The organism is Psychrobacter sp. AOP7-B1-25 (assembly GCF_052376195.1).
Taxonomy (GTDB): Bacteria; Pseudomonadota; Gammaproteobacteria; order Pseudomonadales; family Moraxellaceae; genus Psychrobacter.
Genome location: NZ_JBQSVK010000024.1, coordinates 1 through 25,534, shown reverse-complemented (window position 1 = coordinate 25,534; position 25,534 = coordinate 1). Strand labels below are relative to the sequence as shown.

The 25,534-nt window shown below is 41.4% G+C and carries 24 protein-coding genes and 3 pseudogenes; 14 read left to right on the top strand and 13 right to left on the bottom strand.

The window, feature by feature from the left end:
• Together ACT3QR_RS13245 and ACT3QR_RS13240 are read right to left on the bottom strand one after the other, a co-directional pair.
• Positions 1-653: Ig-like domain-containing protein (locus ACT3QR_RS13245; RefSeq protein WP_444521793.1), on the bottom strand; the 653-nt coding region annotated here is incomplete at its 3' end.
• An 88-nt stretch (positions 654-741) separates the two neighbouring features.
• Positions 742-1,704 (bottom strand): OmpA family protein, encoded by a 963-nt coding sequence (locus tag ACT3QR_RS13240; protein ID WP_444521792.1) that lies wholly within the window; start codon positions 1,702-1,704, stop codon positions 742-744.
• 825 nt (positions 1,705-2,529) lie between these two features.
• On the opposite strand from ACT3QR_RS13240, the gene ACT3QR_RS13235 reads away from it, so the two are divergent.
• The gene (locus ACT3QR_RS13235) at positions 2,530-3,426 is read left to right on the top strand and encodes a 3-hydroxyacyl-CoA dehydrogenase (protein WP_444521791.1); all 897 of its coding nucleotides are present in this window, start codon (positions 2,530-2,532) and stop codon (positions 3,424-3,426) included.
• Positions 3,427-3,573: 147 nt separating this feature from the next.
• Here ACT3QR_RS13235 and ACT3QR_RS13230 read toward each other — a convergent pair whose 3' ends face one another.
• On the bottom strand, positions 3,574-3,819 hold the full coding sequence (locus ACT3QR_RS13230) for a hypothetical protein (protein ID WP_444521790.1): 246 nt from the start codon (positions 3,817-3,819) through the stop codon (positions 3,574-3,576).
• Between the two features lie 338 nt (positions 3,820-4,157).
• Complete coding sequence (locus ACT3QR_RS13225) at positions 4,158-4,325, bottom strand: hypothetical protein (RefSeq protein WP_444521789.1); 168 nt, start codon at positions 4,323-4,325, stop codon at positions 4,158-4,160.
• Positions 4,326-4,689: 364 nt separating this feature from the next.
• Here ACT3QR_RS13225 and pqqA point away from each other — a divergent pair, with 364 nt between their 5' ends.
• The 6 genes from pqqA (at position 4,690) to ACT3QR_RS13195 (ending at position 9,037) form a co-directional block, all read left to right on the top strand.
• Positions 4,690-4,764, top strand: coding sequence for a pyrroloquinoline quinone precursor peptide PqqA (pqqA, locus tag ACT3QR_RS13220; protein WP_082894360.1), 75 nt, complete (start codon positions 4,690-4,692; stop codon positions 4,762-4,764).
• Positions 4,765-4,834: 70 nt separating this feature from the next.
• On the top strand, positions 4,835-5,746 hold the full coding sequence (gene pqqB / locus ACT3QR_RS13215) for a pyrroloquinoline quinone biosynthesis protein PqqB (protein WP_444521788.1): 912 nt from the start codon (positions 4,835-4,837) through the stop codon (positions 5,744-5,746).
• A 30-nt stretch (positions 5,747-5,776) separates the two neighbouring features.
• The gene (gene pqqC, locus ACT3QR_RS13210; protein ID WP_444521787.1) at positions 5,777-6,541 is read left to right on the top strand and encodes a pyrroloquinoline-quinone synthase PqqC; all 765 of its coding nucleotides are present in this window, start codon (positions 5,777-5,779) and stop codon (positions 6,539-6,541) included.
• The gene (gene pqqD, locus ACT3QR_RS13205; RefSeq protein ID WP_444521786.1) at positions 6,538-6,822 is read left to right on the top strand and encodes a pyrroloquinoline quinone biosynthesis peptide chaperone PqqD; all 285 of its coding nucleotides are present in this window, start codon (positions 6,538-6,540) and stop codon (positions 6,820-6,822) included. The genes pqqC and pqqD overlap by 4 nt, the downstream gene beginning before the upstream one ends.
• Positions 6,819-7,991, top strand: a complete 1,173-nt coding sequence (gene pqqE, locus ACT3QR_RS13200; RefSeq protein ID WP_444521785.1) for a pyrroloquinoline quinone biosynthesis protein PqqE — start codon at positions 6,819-6,821, stop codon at positions 7,989-7,991. The genes pqqD and pqqE overlap by 4 nt, the downstream gene beginning before the upstream one ends.
• Entirely contained in the window at positions 7,988-9,037 is a 1,050-nt protein-coding gene (locus ACT3QR_RS13195) for a dipeptidase (RefSeq protein WP_444521784.1), read from the top strand. Before pqqE ends, ACT3QR_RS13195 begins: the two co-directional genes overlap by 4 nt.
• Before the next feature lie 132 nt (positions 9,038-9,169).
• On the opposite strand, the gene ACT3QR_RS13190 is transcribed toward ACT3QR_RS13195, so the two are convergent.
• The gene (locus ACT3QR_RS13190) at positions 9,170-10,084 is read right to left on the bottom strand and encodes a LysR family transcriptional regulator (protein ID WP_444521783.1); all 915 of its coding nucleotides are present in this window, start codon (positions 10,082-10,084) and stop codon (positions 9,170-9,172) included.
• 571 nt (positions 10,085-10,655) lie between these two features.
• On the opposite strand from ACT3QR_RS13190, the gene nfsB reads away from it, so the two are divergent.
• The gene (nfsB, locus tag ACT3QR_RS13185) at positions 10,656-11,312 is read left to right on the top strand and encodes an oxygen-insensitive NAD(P)H nitroreductase (RefSeq protein ID WP_444521782.1); all 657 of its coding nucleotides are present in this window, start codon (positions 10,656-10,658) and stop codon (positions 11,310-11,312) included.
• A 158-nt stretch (positions 11,313-11,470) separates the two neighbouring features.
• Positions 11,471-11,860, top strand: coding sequence for a nuclear transport factor 2 family protein (locus ACT3QR_RS13180; protein WP_444521781.1), 390 nt, complete (start codon positions 11,471-11,473; stop codon positions 11,858-11,860).
• 137 nt (positions 11,861-11,997) lie between these two features.
• On the opposite strand, the gene ACT3QR_RS13175 is transcribed toward ACT3QR_RS13180, so the two are convergent.
• Positions 11,998-12,861 (bottom strand): DMT family transporter, encoded by an 864-nt coding sequence (locus ACT3QR_RS13175; RefSeq protein WP_444521780.1) that lies wholly within the window; start codon positions 12,859-12,861, stop codon positions 11,998-12,000.
• A 138-nt stretch (positions 12,862-12,999) separates the two neighbouring features.
• On the opposite strand from ACT3QR_RS13175, the gene ACT3QR_RS13170 reads away from it, so the two are divergent.
• A complete protein-coding gene (locus ACT3QR_RS13170) occupies positions 13,000-13,890 on the top strand; it encodes a LysR substrate-binding domain-containing protein (protein ID WP_444521779.1) in 891 nt (296 codons plus the stop codon).
• A gap of 110 nt (positions 13,891-14,000) precedes the next feature.
• Positions 14,001-14,747, top strand: coding sequence for a carbon-nitrogen hydrolase family protein (locus ACT3QR_RS13165; RefSeq protein WP_444521778.1), 747 nt, complete (start codon positions 14,001-14,003; stop codon positions 14,745-14,747).
• 171 nt (positions 14,748-14,918) lie between these two features.
• Here the strand turns inward: ACT3QR_RS13165 and ACT3QR_RS13160 are convergent.
• The 5 genes and pseudogenes from ACT3QR_RS13160 to ACT3QR_RS13140 all read right to left on the bottom strand — a co-directional run.
• A pseudogene (locus ACT3QR_RS13160) lies at positions 14,919-15,482 on the bottom strand (2-hydroxychromene-2-carboxylate isomerase); the annotation flags it as partial.
• 91 nt (positions 15,483-15,573) lie between these two features.
• A complete protein-coding gene (locus ACT3QR_RS13155) occupies positions 15,574-16,302 on the bottom strand; it encodes an SDR family oxidoreductase (RefSeq protein WP_444521777.1) in 729 nt (242 codons plus the stop codon).
• Positions 16,303-16,818: 516 nt separating this feature from the next.
• Positions 16,819-17,124, bottom strand: a complete 306-nt coding sequence (locus ACT3QR_RS13150; RefSeq protein WP_444521776.1) for a putative quinol monooxygenase — start codon at positions 17,122-17,124, stop codon at positions 16,819-16,821.
• A 100-nt stretch (positions 17,125-17,224) separates the two neighbouring features.
• Positions 17,225-18,274: a zinc-binding alcohol dehydrogenase family protein gene (locus tag ACT3QR_RS13145; RefSeq protein WP_444521794.1), complete on the bottom strand. Its 1,050-nt coding sequence runs from the start codon at positions 18,272-18,274 to the stop codon at positions 17,225-17,227.
• Between the two features lie 118 nt (positions 18,275-18,392).
• Positions 18,393-19,256 carry an SDR family NAD(P)-dependent oxidoreductase gene (locus tag ACT3QR_RS13140; RefSeq protein ID WP_444521775.1) on the bottom strand — a complete coding sequence of 288 codons (864 nt, stop codon included), beginning with the start codon at positions 19,254-19,256 and terminating at the stop codon, positions 18,393-18,395.
• Positions 19,257-19,696: 440 nt separating this feature from the next.
• Between ACT3QR_RS13140 and ACT3QR_RS13135 the strand changes: the two are divergent.
• Positions 19,697-19,903, top strand: a pseudogene (locus tag ACT3QR_RS13135) (serine hydrolase); the annotation flags it as partial.
• Between the two features lie 79 nt (positions 19,904-19,982).
• On the opposite strand, the gene ACT3QR_RS13130 reads toward ACT3QR_RS13135, so the two are convergent.
• On the bottom strand, positions 19,983-21,200 hold the full coding sequence (locus tag ACT3QR_RS13130; protein ID WP_444521774.1) for an acetamidase/formamidase family protein: 1,218 nt from the start codon (positions 21,198-21,200) through the stop codon (positions 19,983-19,985).
• A 256-nt stretch (positions 21,201-21,456) separates the two neighbouring features.
• Entirely contained in the window at positions 21,457-22,638 is a 1,182-nt protein-coding gene (locus ACT3QR_RS13125; protein ID WP_444521773.1) for an MFS transporter, read from the bottom strand.
• Between the two features lie 266 nt (positions 22,639-22,904).
• Between ACT3QR_RS13125 and ACT3QR_RS13120 the strand changes: the two are divergent.
• Positions 22,905-24,285, top strand: a pseudogene (locus tag ACT3QR_RS13120) (aminotransferase-like domain-containing protein).
• A 254-nt stretch (positions 24,286-24,539) separates the two neighbouring features.
• The gene (locus ACT3QR_RS13115; protein WP_444521772.1) at positions 24,540-25,520 is read left to right on the top strand and encodes an EamA family transporter; all 981 of its coding nucleotides are present in this window, start codon (positions 24,540-24,542) and stop codon (positions 25,518-25,520) included.
• The last annotated feature ends 14 nt before the right edge of the window (positions 25,521-25,534 follow it).

Below are 25,534 nucleotides of genomic sequence, written 5' to 3'. Positions count from 1 at the left end.
CCTAATGCATTGGTATAGCTTAGGACGCCTTGGGCAGGATCTGGCAAGGTGGTGATGCTGATGCTTGCAATGTCACCATCAAGGTCACTGGCGATCAGCGGGACGGCAATCGCCTCACCCTCTGGTGTGCTAATAGTGGCATCGGTTGCCACAGGCGCATCGTTCACAGGCTCTATATCATTATCACTTCCGTTTGCCGCCGCAATTATACCTACTAAACCTAATCCAGCGGCAGCAGGTATCCACCAAGGAATAGCAGCAGCGTCTATGTAATCTTCACCACCTAAAGCTTGTCCCTCAACATCGCCAATTTCTAGCTGTGTCACATAGTCGTAAGTCTCGCCAGTATCAGGAATATAATAATAGTATTCACCATCTTCAGCGATTCCGATTAAAGCAGCATCTGGATTGTCATAAAAGCCTTCTATAATAAGATCACTTTCTTCTCCCTCTTTTTCAAAAGAGACATGAAGATCATTTTTTATACGCTTAGTAACGATATGGTTAGGGGCACGACCAATAGCAGTATCATGAAACTCGTAATTCACTTTATCCATAGCGGCAATAATGGTCGGCGTACCATTTTTAGTCACTACTTGCACTTGCTCAACCGTCTGCGTCGCATTATTGGTTTTTACTATAATCGTATTCATGTTTTTGCCTTTTATTTTAATTCTATGTTCAATATGCTGGCCAAATTAGCTTATTAACAGGTGACTCCATCCACCAATGAAAACACAACTATCGATTGAGTTCCTCTATCACGGCTACGACTCGACGGTTGAGCTGTCGCCCTTCTACCGTATCGTTGCTAGCTCTTGGCTTCGATGCTCCATAACCAATAATGGTTAAACGTTCATCCCTGATGCTAAACTGCGAGATTAATACTTCTTTGACTGCATCTACTCGGCGTTGTGACAAGTCCTGGTTATAGTCATCACTACCACGATTATCAGTGTGTCCCTCAATAGTAGCGACCGTATTAGGGTACTGAGTCATAAACTCTGCTAACTCAACTATTTTTGAATAATAATCTTGTCGCACTATGGCTTTGTCTGTCTCAAATAATACTTCAAGATCAATGATGACTTTTTCAGTTAATACAGGTGCTTGTTCTACAATGACGCGATCCAATTGCTGGATAGATATTGGTGTATTGCAGTTATTGGGAATAACACGACTAATCTGGTGTGATTGATAACGTTTATTAGTTAATAAAGGTAAAGCAACATCAGAGCCAACCTGTTCTAAAGTACTTTCCCCTTTCTCACTCACGTTAACCTGAAAAAAATAGGTTTGAGCGCCTGTTAGCTCATAATTTTTTTTATCTGCTGATAAGTCGTTATTTTTAAAGCCTGTAGCATGCGCACTTAATTGATTAGTACCAGCACAGGATTCAACGACGGTGTAATTATTTGCATGCAAACTAGTTTGAAACCTGTTATTAATAGCAATATTAGTACTGGTTTGCTCAGTATAGCTATCATCTTTTCGCATAAACACTAAGCGAGCTTTATCAGCTGCCACTTCTGTTTCTAATATAGAATTAACATCAGTATTGACCTGGTTGTTCCATGCCACACCATCAATACGACGACTGTCACCATCATTGTCAATACCAGAAGTCATAGTACAAGAAGACATACCAAATAAAGCCATCGGCAAAATAATAGCAAACATATTCTTTTTTAGTAATATCTTCATAGTCTTATCCTGACTTCTTATTTTATTTAATTAAGCTAAACATAATATACTTTTATATCATAGTACTGAACATCAGTAATCTGTTGCGGACGTTCTATACGCCCTCTGCCATATCTTATCAAAAGAAATGACCAGTGTTTTACTCTTTAAGTATATCTGCTAGCAATCTTGGCATCACGCTTTCTAAAAAATCACCTAATTCTGTATTCATATCTCAAGCTTACTTATTTGATGTTGGGGCACTAGACAAAGGGAGCTATCAGTAAGTTTGCTACTGTTTGCTTTTCTGAAATTTGTGGATTATTTATGACTTCCTGCGACTTATCCATAAGATTACTTTTCTAACTTTTAGTACATTATTGTTCAAATTTCTAAGAGGCTTATCTGTTCTTTTAGTCTCTTAATACTATTGATGTAGAAAAATATAATTTTAGTAAGATTTAGCCACCTATCTTATCTGATAGATAACTAGTAATACACAGCTCATCCTTATCTCGTTATTTGCTTCACAACCTCGTCAAAAATATTTTGACATCAACAGTCATTAAAAATGTCATTATTACATTAGGCTGGCCTTCGATTGCCATAAAATAATCAGGTATATAGCTAGTTTTATTATCATCAAGTTGTTGAACTTATTAATAATAAAATAAGTCAAGTAGTGTGATCTTATCTGATATTTTTATAGCAGCGTTTTTGGTTTCTCTTTGATGTTTTTATAAAAATGAAGGTTGAATAATGTAGTAAAACAATCTAATAATAGGTCTATAAGTTCTAGACATTTATCTAGCAACTTATACCCACTAATATTAGGAAATAAATACAATGACGTATAAAAATGTAACTGTCGCTGGAAGCGGCATCCTAGGCTACCAAATTGCTTTTCAGGCCGCATTTCATGGTTTTAATGTCAGTGTCTATGACATCAATGATGAGGTTTTAGGAAAAGCAAAGTCAAAATTTCAATTGATGTGTAAGGCTTTTCGAAAGGATTTGAGGGCAACTCAAGAGCAGCTGGACAAGGCTTTTGAAAACCTAAGCTATACCTCAGACTTGGCAGAAGCGGTCAAAGATGCTGATCTAATGATTGAAGCGATTCCCGAAATTCCTGAAATCAAAATCGAATTTTATGAAAAACTTGCCAAACTAGCACCAGAGAAAACCATCTTCGCCACCAATACCTCTACCTTACTTCCTAGTCAGTTTGCAGAATCAACGGGACGACCTGCTCAGTTTTTAGCGCTACACTTTGCCAATAAAATTTGGATGCATAATGTCGCTGAAATCATGGGACATCCTGGAACAGATCCTAAAGTATTTGATGAGGTGGTTGCTTTTGCTACTGCCATTGGTATGGTGGCAATGCCGCTGGATAAGGAACAACCCGGCTACATCATGAATAGCCTATTAGCACCATTTATAGATGCAGCTCTGCAATTAGTTGCCAAAGAAGTTGCCGATCCACATACGATAGATAAAACGTGGATGATAGTAACTGGCGCACCGTCAGGTCCATTTGGTATATTGGACACTATCGGTATCAACACTGCCTACAACATCACAAAGATATCTGCTGAAAAAACTCGAAACCCTGCAAGGTTTAAAGCTGCTCAGTATTTAAAAGAGCAGTTGATTGATCAAAATAAACTAGGATTCGCGACTGGTGAAGGATTCTACACTTATCCAAACCCTGCCTTTATGCGTCCTGATTTTTTGAAATGATAGAAAACTGGCTTTAAAACACAAAAGGCCATTCAAGCGTTATATTGCATCGCTTGAATGGCCTTGTTAGTCACGCATTTTATTTAACTAAACGTTTCGATATTAGGGTTTGCTTTCGGCAATAACTATCCAAGTTGTTTTTGTTAACTAGAACAAGAAGTTATATCGCGTCAATGCAATTATCTGAATTGGCACTGCATATTTCCAAGGCATACCGCCCGTACAATAGAACTGGCCATCTTCAAAAGCCACAATATAAGCTGTGAAATCATTACCTATCTGGTCTTCTAGAGCGTTCTCATCACTCTCGTCACTTACAGCACACCATATATTTTGATGACCATCCTCAAGCATTAAGCGAGTCAATTCGCTTCCAACAATTACGACGTCCATGTTGTTACTCCTGATCAATGACAATCATTAGTAAGCTAAGCAAGTGGTTTTGTAACAGCAACTACTTGAGCATCTTCGAACCTGTTGCGTCTATAGTTATAAGACACTGATGGCTAAACAGATGAGCTTACATTTAGATGATACATATATTTTGTCATCTAGAACAAGAGGTTATAGACAAGCGGTAGATTTCCTCACATAGGCTGCAAAAATAATCTATACGCAGAACGTAACAGTCACTTTATTAACATTAGTTATAGCACTGCATCATTATGAGTGAGCTCCACTCTCTTCACTGAGACAGCATACTGCCATAGGTCACCTTTATCACAAACAAACTAGACATTATCAAAGGCGACAATAGGGACTAATAACTCATAGTAACCATTGTCTATAGTTGCGATAGCATAGTCATCACTAATATTACTAACGGCATACCATACGTAGTTACTGACACTTTCCAAGATTGCTTTGGTTAACTCACTGCCTTGCAATTCAGCAATCACCTTCAGGCTCCAATATCTATCAAGTTGATCTATTACTATATAGATAAATTCGGTTTATTCAATATATGTGTATAACTTATACGTTCTTGAAATAGCCCTAACTTACTTCGAGCAGGTTTCTTATCTCTATAATTTATACTTAATCTATTCGGAAGTATGTTTAATTTCATGCCCAACCTACTGTCTTTTCGGTATGACAAACTGACTTTAGTTTTTCCTATAAAACACTGTTTGGTCGATGTGCGTTAACGCTTTACTAACATCTAAGAAATTGACAGCAGGGGTCGGCTTATACTACCCTTTATTACTCATTCACTTTAATAGTCTTACTTCTTAAGTAGTAAGATCGTTCCGGAGTAATCCCATGCAGTGGACCAAACCAGCTTTTCAAGACATCCGTATTGGTTTCGAAGTTACTATGTATTTCGAAGCTCGCTAAAATTTATGAGCACTCAATCCATTAAAAGCCCTAGATGATTAGGGCTTTTATTTTTTGGAAATATTGATTTATGTATATTCACGTTTTAGGCTCAGCTGCTGGTGGTGGTTTCCCGCAGTGGAATTGTAATTGCGATAACTGCCACGGTGTGCGTCAAGGCACGATTCAGGCAAAAACCCGAACCCAATCTTCGATAGCCATATCAGAGAATGGTGTGAATTGGATTTTGTTCAACGCGTCACCTGATATTCGCCAACAATTATTTGAATTCAAGGCAGTACAGCCGGCACGTCAACTGAGAGATACCGGCATCACCAATGTGGTGTTGATGGACAGTCAGCTTGATCATACGACTGGGCTATTGACCCTTCGTGAAGGTTGTCCGATTCCTGTTTGGTGTACTGACATGGTCTATCAAGACCTGACCACAGGATTCCCCCTCTTTAATATGTTGAAGCACTGGAACGGCGGCCTGCAATATCATCAAATCGATCCGAAGGAGGCCTTTAAAATTGAAGGTTTTGACAATTTAGAATTGACACCTTTAGTGATTAGAAGCTCTGCACCGCCCTACTCTCCGCATCGTAATGACCCGCATGATGGCGACAATATTGCTCTGATTGTAAAAGACTTAAAAACACAAAAACAACTCTTCTATGCGCCAGGTCTCGGTAAAATCGACGATCAAGTGATGCAGATCATGAAAGCTTCTGATTGCGTGATGATTGACGGTACGCTATGGACGGACAATGAAATGCAAGAGTGCGGCGTCGGTACAAAAACTGGTCAAGACATGGGGCATCTACATATTAGTGGTGAAGATGGCTCGCTGCATCATCTAGATCAGCTCGATAACGCTCGTAAGGTGCTGATCCATATCAATAATACCAACCCGATATTGAATGAGCAGTCTGAACAAGCTGCGACATTAAAACAACATGGTGTTGAAGTAGCATTTGATGGTATGCAGATTGAGCTTTAAGGCAAAGGTAGCAATCGTAAGGTGAAAACAATGCAAGAAGAAAAAGAAAAAACAGCGTTAAGTCCAGAAGCATTTGAACAAGCGATTATGGATAAGGGTCAGTATTATCATATTTACCACCCTTTTCATATCATGATGCATGAAGGCAAAGCGACGCAGCAGCAGATTCAAGCATGGGTTGCCAACCGTTTTTATTATCAGATCAACATCCCATTGAAAGACGCGGCCATTATGGCAAACTGCCCTGATCAGCGCGTGCGTCAAGAGTGGATTCAACGCATGATTGACCAAGATGGCGTGTATCCTGACGGCGGCGGGCGTGGAGCATGGTTAGGTCTGGCAGAGGCAGTTGGTTTGACTCGTGAGCAGATGATTTCTGAAGAACTTGTGTTACCAGGTGTGCGTTTTGCCGTGGATGCCTATGTAAACTTTGCTCGCCGTACTTCATGGCGAGAAGCCGCCAGTAGCTCATTGACCGAGCTGTTTGCTCCGCAAATTCACCAGTCACGTCTAGAGTCTTGGCCCAAGCACTACCCTTGGATAAAAGAGCAAGGCTATACCTATTTTCGCTCTCGCTTAAGCCAAGCTCGACGCGATGTTGAGCATGGTCTGACCATCACGCTCGACTCGTTCAAAACAGCCGAGCAACAAGAGCGTATGTTAGAAATTCTACAATTTAAACTGGATATTTTGTGGACTATTCTAGACGCCTTGAGCTTAGCTTATGTGCATAATCAAGCCCCTTATCAAAGCGTGACCACCGACAATGTCTGGCATAAAGGATTGTTCAAATGAGTATACCTGATCTAGACAAATCCATCGTACCAGTATGGCGTCACGGTTATCGTTTTCAGTTTGAGCCTGCGCAAAATGCGTATGTCTTACTCTACCCTGAAGGCATGATTAAGCTCAATGACAGTGCCAGTATCATTGGGCAACATATTGACGGTCAAGCGTCCATTGCTGATATTATCCAAAAGGTGCAAGCGATGTTTGGCGATATTCCTGAAATCGAGCAAGATATCATTGAATACATGCTGGTCGCCCAGCGTGAACATTGGATTGATTTAGTATGACTGCACCAATCGGGCTACCGCTATGGCTGCTTGCTGAGCTGACCTATCGCTGTCCCTTACAATGCCCTTATTGCTCAAACCCTATTGATTATGCTCAATATAAAGAAGAGCTAACGACGCAAGAGTGGTTTGATGTGTTTGATCAGGCGCGTCAAATGGGCGCAGTGCAGCTTGGTTTTTCTGGCGGCGAACCACTGGTTCGTCAGGACTTAGAAGAACTGGTCGATTATGCGCACAATCAAGGTTTTTATACTAACTTGATTACATCAGGTATGGGGCTTACTGAAGATAGAATAGCGCGTTTAAAAGAAGCAGGTCTTCAGCATATTCAGATCAGCTTTCAAGCCAGTGATCCAACGGTAAACAATGCCTTGGCAGGTTCAAAACATGCCTTTGAGCAAAAGTATGAGATTTCACGTCTGGTCAAGCAATACGACTATCCGATGGTACTCAATTTCGTGATTCATCGGCAAAACATCGATCAGATTGATCAGATCATTGATCTCTGCTTAGAACTTGAAGCCGACACGGTTGAGCTGGCTATTTGTCAGTTTTATGGTTGGGCGTTTGAAAACATAGAAGGCTTACTACCAACTAAAGCCCAAGTGGTTCGTGCCGAACGCATTACCAATGAATACCGCAAGCAGATTGAAGAACGTGGTATCAAATGCAAACTGATTTTTGTAGTGCCTGATTATTACGAAGAACGCCCAAAACCTTGTATGGATGGCTGGGGCAAAATTTTCTTAACAGTAGCACCAGACGGTACCGCCCTACCTTGCCATGCTGCCAGACAAATGCCAATACAGTTTCCTAATGTACGACATACACCACTGTCAGATATTTGGTATGAGTCTACGAGCTTCAATCAGTTTCGCGGTGATGATTGGATGCCCGACATCTGCCAAAGCTGCCCAGATAAAGAGCGCGATTATGGCGGCTGCCGTTGCCAAGCGTTTATGCTGACTGGGGATGCCAAAAATGCTGATCCTGTCTGTGGCAAGTCGCCTTATCATTACCTGATTGAGGAGGCACGTATCAACAGCGAAACGCCGGTACCTTTTGAAGAATTACGCTTTCGCAATCCAAAGAATTCTAAATCACTGAGTAACAAACAGCTGAATAAAGACAAATTGATTCCTACTCGTATGGTAACAGGTGAAATATGAATACCCAGCCTGTGATATTTGATGGACATAATGATCTGTTGACTCGACTCTGGCTAAGTTCAGCTACCGATCCGGTACATGACTTTATTTGTGGCACGTTACCAGGACATTTGGATTTACAACGTTGCAAAGAAGCAAACTGGATGGGTGGACTATTTTCTATTTTCTTACCGCCCTACGCTTATGTGAAAAACAACCATCCTGACAAACTAGCCAATCCATCAAATTCAGATTTTACTTCGCAGGAAATCGTTGATATTTGCTGTGCCCAATTGAAACTGGCTCAGCAACTACAGGCAAGGTCTAATGGTCAAATTCAGATTTGCACCTCGTTAGAACAAATCAAAGCTTGTCAGCAGAATAAGCAACTGGCCATCGTGTTACACCTTGAAGGTGCTGAGTTTTTAGCGATCCAGCCTGACTTGCTGGATGTGTTTTATGAGGCAGGACTCAGAAGCATCGGCCCACTATGGAATAGAAAGAGCCTCTTCGGTGATGGCTTGAACGCCTCCTTCCCTCATTCTCCGGATACAGGCTCTGGTCTAACCTGCGAAGGCAAAGACCTTATCTTGGTATGTCGTGATAAGCAGATGCTAATTGATGTGTCGCATATGAATGAACGCGCGTTTTGGGATACGCTAGAGATTGCCGACCAGCCTATTGTTGCGACACATTCCAATTCACATGCTCTCTGTCAGCAAGCACGCAACCTAACCGATCGCCAGTTGGCTGCTATTAAACAAAGCGATGGTATGGTTGGGGTGAATTTTGACGTGGCGTTTCTCCGTGCAGATGGGCAACGTAATACGCAAACTTCACTTGATGTGATTGTTGACCATCTTGACTACCTGATTAACCATATAGGTGAAGATCATGTTGGTTTTGGTTCTGATTTTGATGGTTGCCTACTACCTGATGAGCTATCTGATATCAGTCAACTCTCTATACTAATTGAGCGGATGCAACAACGTCATTTCTCAAATCAACTGATTGAAAAGGTGACGTCAAAAAACTGGTTTACTGTGCTTGATAAAATATGGCAATAGTTAAAAAAATTATCAAGCAATCATGGTCTAGGAATTGCTGTTCTTCTTATCTAATTAAACACGTCTCATGCAAAACACTTGAATGTGAACTATCTTGAAACTAACCAAACAGAATAAAAATCAGTTTTCGTTTTACCTTAACGCTTGCTCTACCCGTTTAATCAAATACTCTTTGACCGCATTAAATAGCGGATCGATTAGTCGCCGTTCTGGACAAATCAAATACAGCGGATAGTTGGCCACTTGCCAGCCGTTCAACTCCACCTCGACAAGTCTCCCTGCCTTTAAATCACCGGCTATATCCAAGTGAGATTTTAGTGCGATTCCTTTACCCGCTACTGCCCAGCGGCGCACAACATCACCATCTTTACTTCGACGGTTACCAGCCACCGCCACACGCTTAGTTTTACCCTCTTTTTCAAAGGTCCACTCGCTCAGATATTTCTCATCATGTCCTAAACACAAACAGTTATACTTCAATAAATCTTCCGGCATTTTTGGGATACCGATACCCTTATCAATCTTGCTCAAATACCCCTTTGACGCACACAGTACAGGGCGATTATTCAATACAATAGGTAATGCGACCAGTGAAGAATCTTTGGGCGCACCATAACGTAGTGCCAAATCAATCTGCTGACCGTATAAATCCACATAGCTGTCTGACATATGTAGCTGCACAGTCACTTTTGGGTGAAGGTCTATAAAATCATCCAGCCAAGGCAAAATTAAGTTTCGACCCAAATCTGATGACGCCGACAGCCGGATTGTGCCCGTCAGCTCAGCATCATTGTCGTGCAGTCCTGCATAAGCATTGTCTAAAATAGCCACTGCATCTCGGCAATGCTTTAAATATTGCTCACCCTTGCTAGTTAACCGCAGCCTACGAGTAGAGCGAACAAACAATACCGTCTCAACCTCGGCTTCTAGTCGCTTGATCGCTGCACTCACCACTGCAGGCGACAGATCTAAGTGCCGAGCACAGGCAGATAGGCTACCCAAGCGAGCGGTCTCAATAAAAATATGTAAATCCTGCAAATTCTTCATCGTAATGCCTTCGTTTATTTAACGTCTAACTTAGCAACCACTATCGATTGCTGTGACTAGCCTCATCATTATATAAATATCATTGAAACTATTTCTCTAAACCTGTTGATTATCAAAAACATTAACTATAGTAGCATGCACCTATTGCGCCGTTATCTGCAAGCAATCGCAGACGCTAACATTCCCATACATCCTCCTTATGGTATCGCATTGAACACTAATGGGGCCATGTTAGATGCGCGCTCGCTAGATTTCGCGTCTTTTTAAGATGAGCTTATGTGTTTAATGGATTTATCAATTGATAAAGCACCTTCACTATACGTCCTAATATAGTTAATAAATAACCTTTAAGCAGATTGAAAATGCCATATTATCAAAATAATATTTAAAGTGTTTACTCTTGTAGCTAGTGGTTCTGATGTATGAACTTTACTATTATGAGTCATCGCTAGGACGAGCCGATCATTCAACTTAACTATTAACGAATAAGGATTGAGTGGCACCGTTTGTTAAATCCATTTGTATTACCAGCTGACTAAAAAACTAAAACTTACTCTATTTAAGGACAATCATGAAAACCATTAATGAAGCATTAAACTGGCGTTACAGCACCAAAGTATTTGATGCTAGCAAAAAGATATCTGCTGAAGATTTTGAGCAGATCAAAGATATTCTACAAATGAGTCCATCAAGTACCAATATTCAACCTTGGAGCTTTGTCATTGCAGATGATGAAGCAGGAAAAGCGCGCATTGCCAAAAGTACGCAAGGCGCCTTTCATTTTAATACACCTAAAGTCTTAGATGCCTCACACGTAGTGGTTTTCTGTACTCGTATTCATGCCGACGATGAATACATGCAAGCGGTTTTAGAAAAAGAAGATCAAGATGGTCGCTATGCGCAACCAGAGTTTAAAACGCAGATGCATCAAGCACGCCAATTATTTTTAGACATTCATCGTTACGATGTGAAAGATGAACCACATTGGCTTGCTAAACAGGTATATCTAAATATAGGCGCGGTATTATTGGGTAGTGCTCTTTTAGGTATTGATACCGTTCCTATGGAGGGGGTTGATTTACAGGCGCTTGATACAGAGTTCGACTTACGTAGCAAAGGATATTCTGCCGTAGCAGTGGTATCGTTTGGCTACCGCAGCGATGAAGATTTCAATGCCGAAATACCTAAGTCACGCTTGAATGAAGAGACTATTTTTATTAAAGCTTAGGCCACTGTCAAACGAAGTCCAAACATTATCAAATGGTCAATAAGCATAATTGCAACGTTGCTATTGGCCGTTTGAGTTTCTGACGTTTTTTAATAATATTGCTTATTAATCTACTATGTTGTTTTTAAAGTAAATATAAAGAATGACTGGAGCCGACGATGAATTTGGCAAACAATAAAAAGATTGCTATCGCGTTCTATAAGACCGCTTACGAGGGTAATCCACAAAAAGCCGTCGCTGATTATGTGGGCGATGATTATATTCAACACAATCCTGCTGTAGCCAATGGTAAAGCAGGATTTATTGATTACTTTGAACAGATGCAAACACAGTATCCGAATAAATCAATTGAGTTTGTACGTTGTATCGCTGAAGATGACTTAGTCTCATTGCATACTCATCAAGTCTGGCATAACGAAAACCAAACCATCGATGAGTTCGTGACGATGGATTTCTTTCGATTTGATAATAGTGGGAAAATTGTTGAGCATTGGGATTCTATCCAGCAAATACCCAAAGATTCTGCTAATCATCAAACCATGTATTAGTTCATACCTACCTATACGGGTAAAACGCTACATTTGGCTCAACAAACATGATAGCTATTGAACGATAATAAACTTTTATTTTAATAAGTTTATAAAGACAATCATCAATGACGACCAAAAAATATAATCCAAAAGCTCTATAGGGCTGTTCTTTTATATTTAATAGACTCAAGCGTGGCCAGCCAAATCAAAGGTAAAACAATCAGAGCCGAACCTATTAAAAGACTGATATCTGGTATTTCATCAAACCATACGATGCCGATAACCACTGCTCCTAGCAGACCTGTATATTCTGCACTAGATATTTTATGTGCTTCAACCGCTCGGTAGACCAGTACACAGATACCCGCATAGATCAAAATAAACAAATTTGAGCCTGCTGCTATCCATAGCGCGTACCAGCTCAAAGGAGCATTTTCCCAAATAGCCAAACAAAGCCCTAATGGTATTCCTACTAAATTGGTCAAAAACAGGGTCTGAGCGACTGTATGATTCGAAGGTAATTTACGAACCAGCAAATTGTTTGTCGCCATGGTTAAGGCTACGATCAACGCAAATATAGCACCCATATTGATCTGTGTCGGCTTTACCACGACAAGAATACCTATGAAGCCTAGTATTGCCACAATGATACTTGGTGCTGTGAGTCTGTCTTTATAAAATAGAAACCCCAGCGGCAACATCAGTAAAGGCGCAGTATAAAAAATAGCATTGACCGTCGCTAGTGGTAGTGCTTGGATAGATAGCACCATGAATACCGCACCAAACAACCAAATGTGACCACGTACAAAATGCCATTTCACATTACTCAGTAGCTTGGCCTTTTGATTGACTAAACAAAACGGTAACAGCATAAGAACTGCGGTCAGCTGACGCAATAGCACAAACTGATAGACGGCTGAGCTATCTGGCAACTCTTTTATCAGGGCATCTGAAAGGACTGCAATCATGTTTCCTGCAACCAATAGAATCATTGCAAACCCAACACTCATCTTTGGCATTGTCATCCTTACGTCTATCTCAAAATACATAAAACTCTAAATTAAACCATTTGATCTAATGGTCAGACGAAATAGTATATTCGCGTATGCTCATGACGTATAATGATAAAAAAACGTTTAGTATTAGTTAAAATCATAATGAAACTCCCCCCATTACGTGCCATACAATGCTTTGAATCTGTCGCAAGGCTCAATAGTTTTTCTAAAGCAGCAGAAAGCCTCAATGTGACGCAAAGTGCCGTGAGTCACCAGGTTCGAACGCTTGAAGTATATCTTGGTGAAGCCTTGTTTTATAGGCAGGGCCGAACCCTTTCTTTAACAGATATAGGTGCTCGCTATTTCACAGAAGTAAATCAATCGCTGACGGCTCTATCCAATACCAGTCAAGCCATTCGCCATGATAAGCCTGGGCATATTCGCCTAGCACTGTATAGCTCAGTGGCTGTCAATTGGCTAATCCCTCGGTTAGAAGACTTCCGTGAACAGCATCCAGCGATTGAACTGACCTTAAATATGGTGACGGACCAAGACGACTATAATGAGCAATGTTCGGATTGCTTTATTACCGTCAATCCACCGAAACGCAATGTAGTCAGCAAGCTTTTATTCGCTGAAAAGCTATTTCCCGTCTGTGGTCAAAAGCTTTGGGCAGAAATAAAGGATCAGCCGTTGCCTGAGGCGTTATGGCAACACCCCATACTGTCCGTAAAATATTCTGACAAAAGTGAAGGCACGGCTAATGATTGGCTAAAATGGTGTAAAGCAGGCGGGTTTGAGCTGCCAAGCGATGTAAAGATTAATCAATTCAGCCATGTACTGCTTGCCGCACAGGCTGCACGTTATAACTTAGGTATTACGCTTACCGACAACTATATGATGCTAGAACAAACACATCAGCAAAATCTTGTCAAAATCCCAATGCATGAATTACTCACCGGCGACAGTTTCTATTTTTTTTATAATGATTTAAAGTCAAACCAACCAGACATCATTAAATTGAGTCGTTGGTTAGAGTCACAATGTCTTTAAAAGTGTTTTAAATAAGTGTTTCTAAAGACCGTCATTAACGAATATTACCTATAATTGCGACCAATAAGCACTATGAAAGTATCAACCCCCTACGATAAAGAGCAAGACCTATGCAAATAATCCTCAATCAAATGGATATTACCGATTATCAAGTAACGGTAAATGCTGCTGCGATATTAAAATCAATCCATGATCATCAAGTTTGCGATGGCTTTATGATTTTTCCAGAACTTGCTTTGACTGGCTTTCCGACGCTAGACAATATTGAAGCGTTATACCATCAATCAACAGAGCACTTTCACAGCATAGTGGAAGCAAGCCAAAATACAGATTCAACCATCATTATTGGACATATTGACGAACAGGATCAACTTTTCTATAACGCATGTTCTTTTATAAAAAACGGAGACACTATTCATAAGCACCGAAAGTCAAAACTCTGGCTTGATGATATTGGGGTATTTACAAGTGGACAAGACTTATCAGTGGTTAGCATTAATGATGTCGTTTGCGGTGCTCAGATATGTTTTGAGTTAGAGTTTCCAGAAGGCTCAAGAGCACTGGCAAAAAAAGGCGCACAGATCATATTTATGCCAAACGGCAATATGTCTCCCTATGCAAACACCCACTATATCTTGACTCAAGCTAGGGCTATAGAGAACCAATGTTTTGTGATTACCTGCAATGGTGTCGGCGTCGGTCATGGCGGTGAGTTTGTAGGAGAGAGTCTAATCGTCTCTCCTACAGGAAGCATCATAAAAAAACTTGGTTCGACGCAAGAAATAGCAGTGGTGGACATCGATTTAACAGACATAGAACACTCTAAGAAAAACTACCGCTATATAGACTTAGCTTGATTCAACCATAGAGTTTAATGATTAAACTGAGTGGCAAGGTTGTTTTCTAGAGAAACCACAGTGAAGAAACATCACGGTTACGTATCGCGGCTGCTGTCTGGTGGCTTGAGAGCCGATGGATTATCGTTGAGCTAGTACAGCGCAGTCTATATATCCTATGACTTACTATGCTCAGTCTCTCAAAGCATCTTCAACAAAGCTCAAACGATCTTGACCAAAGAACATCTCATCATTTACGAAGAAGCTTGGTGCTCCAAATACGCCTCGTGCTACTGCTTCTTCAGTACTAGATTTTAAACGCGCCTTGACCTCAGACTCACTAATACGCGCCATAAAATCAGTCGCATCAATGCCTATTTTCGACAAAACCTCAGCCACAACTTCTGGTGATTCCATATTTAATTTTTCAGCCCATAGCCCATTAAAGACAGCTGATAAATAACTCTCAAATTTGGGTGTCCCCAAATAAGCGGTAACACCGCGCATAAGCTGCATCGTATTCACTGGAAAAAATGGATTGAAGCGAAATGGTACGTCATAGATAGCTGAAAAACGCTTAAGGTCTTTGAGCATATAAGCGCCTTTAGCAGGTACGGCAGCCGGTGAGGTATTACCAACGGCTTGAAACACTGCACCAAGTAACATAGGTCGCCAAACGATCTCAGCATTGTGACGCTGTGCGATACTCGCTAATTGTGTCCATGCCAAATAACTGGCTGGGCTGCCCACATCAAAGAAAAACTCTACTTATTTACTCATCTTTGAATTCCTTGCAATTTATACTAAACATCCATTAAAAGTTTTGACAGTTATTAATGGGGTAGGATTAAAAAGTCTCCATCCATGGGCGTAAATCCAGCTCATGTGTCCAGCTATCTCTTGGCTGACAGTGCAACTGCCAGTACTGCTCAGCGATATGATCTGGATTTAAGATACCGTCTTGGTCTTTTAGCTCATAGCGCTCAGGAAAGTTGTCACGAATAAAATCAGTATCAATGGCACCATCAATGATAGGGTGTGCGACATGTATACCTTTGGGTCCCAACTCGCGCGCCATGCTTTGTGCCAATGCCCGCAGAGCAAACTTAGCACTAGCAAAAGCCGAAAAACCTTTACTACCGCGTAAAGACGCTGTTGCACCCGTAAAGATAATTGTCCCTCTCTCACGTGGAATCATAACTTTTGCCGCTTCTCTACCGGTTAAAAAACCAGCCAAAGCACCCATTTCCCACACTTTTCGATAGACCCTTTCTGTCGTATCTACGATGGAGAAATGAACGTTTGTACCGATGTTAAATACCACTACTTCAATCGGCCCAATGTCTTTTTCAATATGAGCAAACAGCTCAACCATCTCTTGCTCGACACGTGCATCACAACCGAATGGCTTGACCACTCCCCCAGCCGCTTCGATATCACTAACTAATGCCTCTAGCTTTTTAACAGTCCTTCTGGTCACGCATAACGTAAAACCTTCTCGCGCAAAGCGTTTGGCAACAGCACTGCCAGTGGCGTCACCTGCGCCAATTACAACTGCTACGGGTGCTCTGTTCATGTCTATTTCCTTATAGGTTACTTTTTAGAGCTAGCAAAAAACATAGCTTTGTTTGTGGACCCTGTCAAGCTAACCTATAGCTTAGAAATAAAAGAGATGACCTATGCGCTGGTATGAACTGGGCCAATAATCTTGCTCGGTAGCTCAAACTTTGACAGTCATTAGTAATTGTTGGACGCTTATGGTTTGACGCGATTGTTTTTTGGAAGTCGAACGATTCGACATATTTGAGCAACGCTTAGGTATTACAAGCCATGTCTTATATGACTATCTTCGTAAGTTGGTTGCATAGGATATTCCAAAAAGTCGCTGATCAGTAGTGGCCACTACGTGAGAAATACAGACTGACAGAGTACGCTGAACCCATTACTACACATGATATTGAGGTTAAATTAGAACCAAAATCTAGGTGTCTATGGGTACGGTGGCGGATTTTTTCGATTAACTAGCGGCAATCGTTTCGGTAGTGATCTTCAATTACTCATCCTATTATTAGCAGCATAATATAGATCAAACCTATGAAATGGCTGTCATTTCAGTGACAATAAATTCATCGACCATATCATCTGTTACTTGTACATAGTTTTGAAAATGTGGGCTTTGTACATGTTGCTGAAGACAGTCATTGTTTTCCCAAATCTCATAAACAACGAAACCGTTACTATTTGCATTTTCTTGATGTAAGTCGTATTGGATACAGCCTTTATCATCTTGTGATGCTGCTGTCAGTTTAAGCAGCTCAGTTTTCACTTGCTCAACGTGCTCAGATTTGGCTTTGATAGTAGCGACGATGGTAAGTGGTTTGTTTGCTTGCGTGCTCATCTATTTTTCCTATGTTTATATATTATCATTGATTTAAATAGGTCCAACATGTCTTCTAAAAGCATCACACTGGACCTATCAACCTAAACGGCGTTATATGTTATGCAGACCAGTCTTCTAATACAATCTTGCCATGTGCTTGCTGATTTTCTAGCATTTGATGCGCACTACGTAGATGTTCAGCGGTGATCGTACCAAGATTGTGAGCGACCGTGGTTTTGATCTCGCCTGCATCAATCAATTTTGCCACTGCATTTAATAAATGGTGCTGTTCAATCATGTCTGGCGTGTTGAACATTGAGCGTGCAAACATAAACTCCCAATGCAGGCTTAAACTTTTAGTTTTAAGAGGGTTGGCATCTAGTGATTTTGGATCATCAATCAGTCCAAGCTTACCCTGCGGCTTTAGACATTTAATAATCTCTTCGTAATGATCTTCGGTGTTATTGAGACTCACCACGTAGTCTACTTCAGCAATACCTGTTTTTTGTAGTTCATCAGACAATGGGTTGCGGTGATTGATAACATGATCAGCACCCAAATCTTTGAGCCATTGCACGCTTTCATCTCTTGAAGCCGTACCGATAATCGTGGCAGAGGTTCTTGTTTTTAATAACTGAGTTAGGATAGATCCAACGCCACCCGCTGCGCCAATGACCAATACTGAAACGTCATCAGCGTTTTCGTTACTACTGCTGTCGTTTGCCGTACTATCAGAGACAGGTACTAGTAAACGGTCAAATAGCATCTCCCAAGCTGTAATCGTTGTAAGCGGTAATGCTGCTGCCTCAGCGAAAGACAAAGAGGCTGGCATGTGTCCAACGATACGCTCATCGACCAACTGATATTCCGCATTGCTGCCTAAACGGGTTAAATCTCCAGCATAATAGACCTTATCGCCTACTGAGAATAAACTAACGTCTTCACCGACAGCCGTCACCGTACCAGCCGCATCCCACCCGATAACCGCATACTCGCCCTCTTCGGCAGGTCTCCCTTGACGGATTTTGTAATCTACTGGATTGACTGATATGGCTTTTACTTCTACGAGAATATCGCGGCCTGAAGCAACTGGCTTATCAAGGGTAATGTCTTGTAGCGACTGTTCGTTATCGATAGGCAGGTTATTTTGATAACCAATGGCTTTAATAGTTTGCATAATATTTTGTCCTGTTTCTAATGAGAAATTTTTAATAATAAAATTTTTGAGAATATAGTTGGTAGTGTTCCGATTGCTTGCAATTAACTAATACTGCTAAACATAGGTCTTAGGCAAGAACTGACTGCAATACTGTTTGAGTCTGCTGCTCAAGCTCTGCAATGGCTGCTTTGTTTAAAGCATCAACATGTGGCTGACCAAACTCTCCTCTTGCATCACCATGTGCGCCATCTTTTATATCGTTATCAAAGTATCTACCAGTGTCATCAGCGAACTCATCCGAGATGGCCAATGCAGTTAGGATATTTGCGCCCTTGTCTGCTGATGACCAATACTGACCATAAGCCTCATCGACCATTTTTGTATTCAGCAGCGAACCTGGGTTGACAGCAATGACATTGATATCGTCGCTAGCAACTGTATCCGCTAACGCCATACTCCACATCGTGAGTGCCAGCTTACTTTGGGCATAGGCGGCTTTATCATCGAGGCGGGTCTGGCCTGCAAACGCTTTATATGATATTGGTGCTTGCGCAGCTGAGCTTAAATTCACGATACGCGCTTGACCAGATTGCTTTAGCAAAGGTAATAAAGCATTGGTCAACTCATAAGGCGCTAGATAATTAACCACGAAACGTACATCCAAATCGTCTTTAGTCATTGCTGATGCCGTGGTATAAATCCCTGCGTTATTTATGAGCACATCAAGTGTTGGCAGTTTTTCATTGACGTCTGCTGCCATCTTTAGCACATCTGTTAAATCAGAAAAGTCAGCCACAAACCCATAAATATTATCTATTGCTGCGCCTGTCGCGACTGCTTGGACTTCTGCAATGACACAAGCAAGTTTGTCAGCATCGCGGCCATGCAAATACACTTGGTGCCCAGCTTCTGCCAGTTTTAAAGCTGCCAATTTGCCAATGCCATCAGTGCTGCCAGTGATTAGAATCGTCTTAGTTGTATTCAGAGTCATAAACCGTCCTTATTTTTTGAATTATTTTTTCAGTTTTGGTTACCTGTTCTATTTTATCTATCATAATTGCGCCCATTGTAATGAAAGTGTTGTGCTTCAAACAGTAGCTATCACCTAAAACACTTTCAATGTAATTTTGAAAATAAGTGATTTTTAAAGAGTTGTTTAAATGACTAATGGTTATATTAAAGTTAAGGGATATTAGCAAAGTAACTCTATTTATTTGTAGAACTCTCAATTTGATCGCGTTGTGGTCAGACACTAGGTAGTATTATCTGATACGATAATGCACTAAAAGCTCGTCTAGATAGTGGTGTTGAAATAAAAGAAGCGCGGCTCATTAAAGCTGCTCATTAAAGTCGGTTTAGAGAGCAGTCAAACTGACTGTCTAACTATTTTGCTTAATGGATAGATCCAAACCTCATGAGAAATGAGATGTATGGGTGAACAAGACAGGCGCTACCAATGGGTTCGGTGGATATATCGCTTATATTCCCGCAAAAAAATCTGGCATTGTTATTTTGGCAAATAATAACTACCCCAACGCAGAGAGGGTCAAAGCGGCTTATACCATCCTGCAAAGTGCGATGGCGAATCGAAGTAGAAGAAAATATCGCCCTGTCTCTAGTGACATTCACCTTTTTTAAACCAATACAATGCATGCAAAAAAGCCCTTTATACTGATATAAAGGGCTTTTTTTCTGAAGTTAAGATCGTTAGTTTGTACTATTTTTCAAACTCTTTAAAATCTGCTTTACGAATTTTGGCGTGAATGCCTTTGGTCTTATCCACGACCTGAGATACTTCAAAATCAGTCGCTGCACTTAGGTAAGCATAAGCAATCGCCTCATCAATACCATACTCTTGATTCAAGAAACGAATCGCTTCACGAGTAGACTTCTTCATCGCTTCATCTAAATCTTCATCCAACCCTGGCGTGATCCAAAATTCAGCATTCTCTGCCAAAGGTTGCACAATTTCTTTACCTGGAATCTTATCCTTACCTGCTTTTAGCAGTGTAAATTTAAAAGTGGCGCGAGCAGATGCTTCGAGAGCAGTCAATGCAACCTCACCATCACCTTGGGCAAAGTGGCTGTCACCTGTATAGAACAGCGCACCTGCTACCTGTACTGGATAATAAACCGTCGCACCTGCACCCAATTCATTGATATCAATATTGCCGCCATACATAGCAGGTGGAACTGAATGTACTCGCTCCGAGGTATTTGCTGCGACACCCATTAGACCCATAAATGGACTGAGTGGAAAACGTATAGACTGACCAGAATCTGTTTTTAGGATACCTTCGTATTCACCTTTGGCGTTCTTCTCTATAGGAGTAAATACGGAGACATTACCGTAACGTTCAGGGTGAGCGGCAGACGCATTGTCTTGTTTTACTTTTTTAGGAAACTCGCCTGCCAATGCGCCTTTGCCATGACGATTAGAGATGACACCATACGGTACGCGCGGCTCAACGTTGATGACTTCTACTTTTAGAATATCACCTGGTTGCGCTCCTTTGATTTCGATAGGGCCTGTTACGATATGAGGGCCATCTTCATCAAAATCATGTTCTAACTCTGATTTTGTTATTGTTTTTGCTTCCTCTAAAATAAAGTCGTCTTTGACCCCTTTTGACTTAAAGTATTTTTCTGCATCACGACCCTGATCTTCGAGCAAACCTTCGTGTGAGACCGTATCAAAAGTCACCACACTACCTGAAGCAACCGACATAACGGGGCTAGCGTCTCTATTAGGTAAATATCCCCATGTTATGGTATCTAAAGTAGAAGGTACGTAGTAATTGCCTTTGTATTCGCCGCTACTCAGTTGAGTAGGTTCATCTGCTATTTGCTTAAGAACCGTAAAGTCTTCTGCTTGGGATACTGATATACCAAATGCGCTTAGAGTAAACAGTGAAAGGATGGTTTTTTTGAACATAGAACATACCCTCTTTAGTTAAAGCATGACAATATTGTCATACCTGTATAAGGGCAAGTTCTATGCCACGGAAAAAACGATTTTTTCTACTAAACTCAGTGGCAAAAGCACTATATTGATACAATTTTTGCTTTATCGTGGTGCCTCAGTATAAAAAGAGCGTTGTTTTAGAGCATAGCGTTGCATACAGAGGTATTAAATTAAAAGATATTGAATGAAAATATAATGAGAAGAAAACTGTATTTTCAGTCTTGCTTTAAGTGACACTACGCATATTGGTGTTCGAACGACGACCAATTCTCAATATGGGCTGGCTGACAAATAAGACAATCACACCAACCAATGAAAACAAACCGAAGGTGTAGAACGCAGTAGCAACACCATATCGATCAACAATCAAACCAGTAAAGATGACCGGTACACTAAGCCCTATATATGCCATCAGAAAATATCCGGCACTGGCACGTGCCTGCTCAGTACCAGCCGAGCATGCGACTCCTAGCATACCTCCTAAATAGGCAAATCCATAACAACTACTGCTCGCCAACAAAGCAGCCAAAAGAATCACTGGCAGGTTGGCATTCAACGTCCCCCAAGCCAATAAAGCATATGCTGGTAGCAAGATCAGAAGACCAAGCTTACTTGAGATTTGAGGGTCAAGTTTTCGGGCGATTGGCTGAACGATCAATCCACAACTGATAGCCAACATAGAAGATATTCCTGCATACTTAGCCAGTCCATGGGTGGCCAGTACTGAGGGAATAACTGACAACACCAATCCTGTCGTTGCCCAACAAATCAAAATACCGCTGCCATACCAGATGACCTCACGGTTAAAATAAGGTAGCCGTAGCATAGAGGTGGGCAAATTAGTGCGTTTAGATGCTGTCTCTGGTAATTGATATAACAAAAACATAGCGAATATCCCGCTCGCTAGCAGTAAGAAAAAACTGGCTGGCTGATCGGTTTCGTAAAACATTAAAGAAACTGTCGTCAATACAGGACCAAGACCAAAACCTATCGTCGTACTGGCCGTCACCCACGCTGTCGCACGCATCGTATCTGATGAGCCAAGCAGCTCAATCATATAAGCAGTCGCCGTAGCAGCCATCAGAGCAGTTCCCACACCCAGTACGAATCGTGCTACTGCTAACGCGCGCGTATATGGATAAAACAACATAAGAGCCGTCGCTGCTACCGATAGTGCTAGAGAGATTAAAATTGTCTTACGCCGTCCGATTCGATCAGACAAACCACCGAAAGCTAATAATACGGGTATGACCCCTAATACATAAAAGGAAAACGCTATTGTGGTTGCTAGTACGCCATAACCATCATTGTGTGCGTAAACGGCATAAAGTGGCCCTTGGATATTGACGCTTGTCGTTATTACGCATAAGGCAAATGCCAAATATTTATTATATTTTTTAGTGGTCATATATCGCTACTTTTAGAAGAATAATCATTGAATTGACTGAGTTTATTGCGATTCACAATAAAATCACGTTTACCTCTACATCGTTTACATTCAATGATTAAAACAAAAGCACAGTAGGTTATCTATACACAATCCAGTACAATTAGACATAACTGTTTGGTCTATAAAACCCATACAGTTTGGAGATCATATTTATATATCGTCATAGCTATAGTTTTGAAATAACGCGTTCAGAAAATCCGACCTACCAAAAACCGTAAAAAAATATGAATAAGAAGTCAACACGCATCGAAATTGTCATGGCTGACGTAAAAGAGAAAATAGCAACCGTGATCTATATGCCAGAGTCACGTCTACCCTCTGTTCGTGCAGCCGCCAAAGATTATGGGTACTCGCCATCTACCGTGGTTGAAGCCTATGAGCGTCTGCAAATCGAGGGGGTTATCTACTCCCGTCCTGGTGCAGGGTTCTATGTGGCAGAGACAACAGCGCCACTATCATTGACAGATATGGCTCCAAAGATTGACCGAGTGGTAGATCCATTATGGGTATCACGGCAGTCGCTGGAGCCACCCGATGGTGCACTAAAACCAGGCTGCGGTTGGTTACCAGCGGATTGGCTGTTTGAGGCAGGTATACGCCGTGGTCTGCGAAATGTGGCAAAAGCTGACGCATCCATTATCAGTGAGTATGCAACGCCACTAGGACTGTTAGTATTGCGCCAACTACTCACGCGGCGTATGGCAGGATTAAATATCAATGCAGAACCGTCACAGGTCATATTGACAGATTCAGGCACTCAGGCGATAGATTTAATTTTTCGATTTTTATTGACGCCAGGCGATACGGTCGTCGTCGATGATCCTTGTTACTTTAACTTTCGAGCACAGCTGCTTGCCCATCGGGTCAAAGTAGTAGGCGTCCCTTATACGCCAAATGGCCCAGATGTAGAGGCCTTTGCAGCGATTTTAGATGAGCATAAGCCACGCCTATACATCACCAATGCTGCCATTCACAATCCTACGGGCGCCACGTTATCACCTGCTACGGCATACCGTGTATTACAATTGGCTCAAGCAGCTGGTTTATACATTATTGAAGATGATATTTTTGCAGACTTTGAAGTCAAGCCTGCGGCAAGATTGGCAGCTTTAGATGGGTTATCACGGGTATTCTATATCGGCAGTTTCTCTAAAACATTATCCGCATCCCTACGCTGTGGTTATATTGCAGCACCTACAGAATGGATTGAGAGTTTGGTAGATTTAAAAATAGCGACTGGCTTTGGTGGTAATCAGTTAGCAGCGGCTGTTGTGTTCTCAGCATTGACTGATAGCGGCTACCGCAAACATATGAATAATATCCATACTCGGCTGGCAAGCGCGCATACTCATACGTTACCACGATTAGCTAAGTTAGGCATCGTACCGTGGCTGCTCCCACAAGCAGGTATGTTCCTATGGTGCCGATTACCAGAGAATAATAATGCGACCGAATTGGCCAATCGCTGTTTATCCAAAGGTGTGGTATTGGCGCCAGGCAATGTTTTTAGCCAATCAAGACAATGCTGGTAACTTTATGCGGTTCAATGTGGCACAGATGAGTCATTCAAAGGTTTTCGAGGTATTGGCTCAATCGTTAGACTGACCAATCAAGACTTATATAGTCATTCCACTATAAAAGTATGACAGCGTTAACCTAGCTTGAAGTATCACATGTACATCTACAATCGGTTGCCTTGTACTACTTTTAAACTGAATCGACTATAGTGCTAGTACCGTCCTATTATATAGTGACCTTTCGACTATAATTCTAAGTCTAAATATCAGCCAAACATAAGCTGAACACAATTAAATATAACCATTCCCCAAAACGGATACTATTTCTCTAGGATAGCTCATATGTCCCCTATATATACTGCATTGGCTGTACTGGTTACCTTTATCTGGGGCGTAAATTTTACTTTTATTGCGTGGGGTCTTGAGAGCTTTCCGCCATTGATGCTTACCGCCCTGCGTTTTTTCTTTACCGCTGTGCCACTGGTTTTGTTTTTAAAGCCACCTAAATTCAACCTTACCTTGTTTATTTATGCCATCGGTACATTTGTCATGCAGTACGCCTTTGTCTTTACGGCGATGCATTTGGGTTCATCTCCGGGGCTGACGGCACTATTGCTACAAATTCAGATTTTTATCACGGTATTGCTAGCGTGCTTTATATTGGGCGAATCGGTTAGCCGTATGCAAATCGTTGGTATGTTAGTCGGTGTGCTAGGACTTAGCGTAATTGCGCTAAACCTTGGTGGTGATATGCCTTTGGCAGGGTTTGTCTGTATTTTGATTGCAGCCATCGGTTGGAGCTTTGGTAACATTGCCTCAAAGCAGGTATCAAAACAGGCTTCAGAGAAATCGCTAGAAAAAGCATCAGAACAAACGGCCCTAAAAGCGACGCAGCAAGAAACAAGAGTATCTGTTACTAAAGCTAGCGTTGGGGCAAATAAGACATCTGCTTTGTCTGCTCTAGCATTAGTAGTCTGGGGCAGTCTCATTGCTTGCGTGATGTTAACGATATCTTCTCTTATCTTCGAGGCTGATGCATGGCAACTAGAGACGTTTACTGAAGCATCACTCAAATCTTGGCTATCACTTGGGTTTATCGTATACATCTCAACCTTAATTGGCTTTGGGCTGTGGGCATACTTACTCAGTCAAAATACAGCCTCTAAGGTTATGCCGTTTGCGCTATTGGTGCCCGTATTCGGTATGGTGACCTCAGTCCTACTCACAGGAGAAGTGGTGACTTGGTGGAAAATACTTGCCATGATACTGATTTTGTCAGGATTGTTATTGGCGAATGTAAAGATAAAGAGAAAAGCTGTTTGAGTGGTTATTTAGTT

What these genes read in the sequence shown, in the direction of transcription:
- ACT3QR_RS13190 (WP_444521783.1), bottom strand. Translation starts at nt 10,084, where the DNA reads ATGAAGAATTTGCAGGATTTACATATTTTTATTGAGACCGCTCGCTTG.
- ACT3QR_RS13155 (WP_444521777.1), bottom strand. Translation starts at nt 16,302, where the DNA reads ATGAACAGAGCACCCGTAGCAGTTGTAATTGGCGCAGGTGACGCCACT.
- ACT3QR_RS13230 (WP_444521790.1), bottom strand. Translation starts at nt 3,819, where the DNA reads ATGGACGTCGTAATTGTTGGAAGCGAATTGACTCGCTTAATGCTTGAG.
- ACT3QR_RS13240 (WP_444521792.1), bottom strand. Translation starts at nt 1,704, where the DNA reads ATGAAGATATTACTAAAAAAGAATATGTTTGCTATTATTTTGCCGATG.
- nfsB (WP_444521782.1), top strand. Translation starts at nt 10,656, where the DNA reads ATGAAAACCATTAATGAAGCATTAAACTGGCGTTACAGCACCAAAGTA.
- pqqB (WP_444521788.1), top strand. Translation starts at nt 4,835, where the DNA reads ATGTATATTCACGTTTTAGGCTCAGCTGCTGGTGGTGGTTTCCCGCAG.
- ACT3QR_RS13150 (WP_444521776.1), bottom strand. Translation starts at nt 17,124, where the DNA reads ATGAGCACGCAAGCAAACAAACCACTTACCATCGTCGCTACTATCAAA.
- ACT3QR_RS13140 (WP_444521775.1), bottom strand. Translation starts at nt 19,256, where the DNA reads ATGACTCTGAATACAACTAAGACGATTCTAATCACTGGCAGCACTGAT.
- ACT3QR_RS13180 (WP_444521781.1), top strand. Translation starts at nt 11,471, where the DNA reads ATGAATTTGGCAAACAATAAAAAGATTGCTATCGCGTTCTATAAGACC.
- pqqC (WP_444521787.1), top strand. Translation starts at nt 5,777, where the DNA reads ATGCAAGAAGAAAAAGAAAAAACAGCGTTAAGTCCAGAAGCATTTGAA.
- ACT3QR_RS13165 (WP_444521778.1), top strand. Translation starts at nt 14,001, where the DNA reads ATGCAAATAATCCTCAATCAAATGGATATTACCGATTATCAAGTAACG.
- ACT3QR_RS13115 (WP_444521772.1), top strand. Translation starts at nt 24,540, where the DNA reads ATGTCCCCTATATATACTGCATTGGCTGTACTGGTTACCTTTATCTGG.
- pqqE (WP_444521785.1), top strand. Translation starts at nt 6,819, where the DNA reads ATGACTGCACCAATCGGGCTACCGCTATGGCTGCTTGCTGAGCTGACC.
- ACT3QR_RS13235 (WP_444521791.1), top strand. Translation starts at nt 2,530, where the DNA reads ATGACGTATAAAAATGTAACTGTCGCTGGAAGCGGCATCCTAGGCTAC.
- ACT3QR_RS13125 (WP_444521773.1), bottom strand. Translation starts at nt 22,638, where the DNA reads ATGACCACTAAAAAATATAATAAATATTTGGCATTTGCCTTATGCGTA.
- ACT3QR_RS13175 (WP_444521780.1), bottom strand. Translation starts at nt 12,861, where the DNA reads ATGCCAAAGATGAGTGTTGGGTTTGCAATGATTCTATTGGTTGCAGGA.
- pqqD (WP_444521786.1), top strand. Translation starts at nt 6,538, where the DNA reads ATGAGTATACCTGATCTAGACAAATCCATCGTACCAGTATGGCGTCAC.
- ACT3QR_RS13170 (WP_444521779.1), top strand. Translation starts at nt 13,000, where the DNA reads ATGAAACTCCCCCCATTACGTGCCATACAATGCTTTGAATCTGTCGCA.
- ACT3QR_RS13130 (WP_444521774.1), bottom strand. Translation starts at nt 21,200, where the DNA reads ATGTTCAAAAAAACCATCCTTTCACTGTTTACTCTAAGCGCATTTGGT.
- ACT3QR_RS13195 (WP_444521784.1), top strand. Translation starts at nt 7,988, where the DNA reads ATGAATACCCAGCCTGTGATATTTGATGGACATAATGATCTGTTGACT.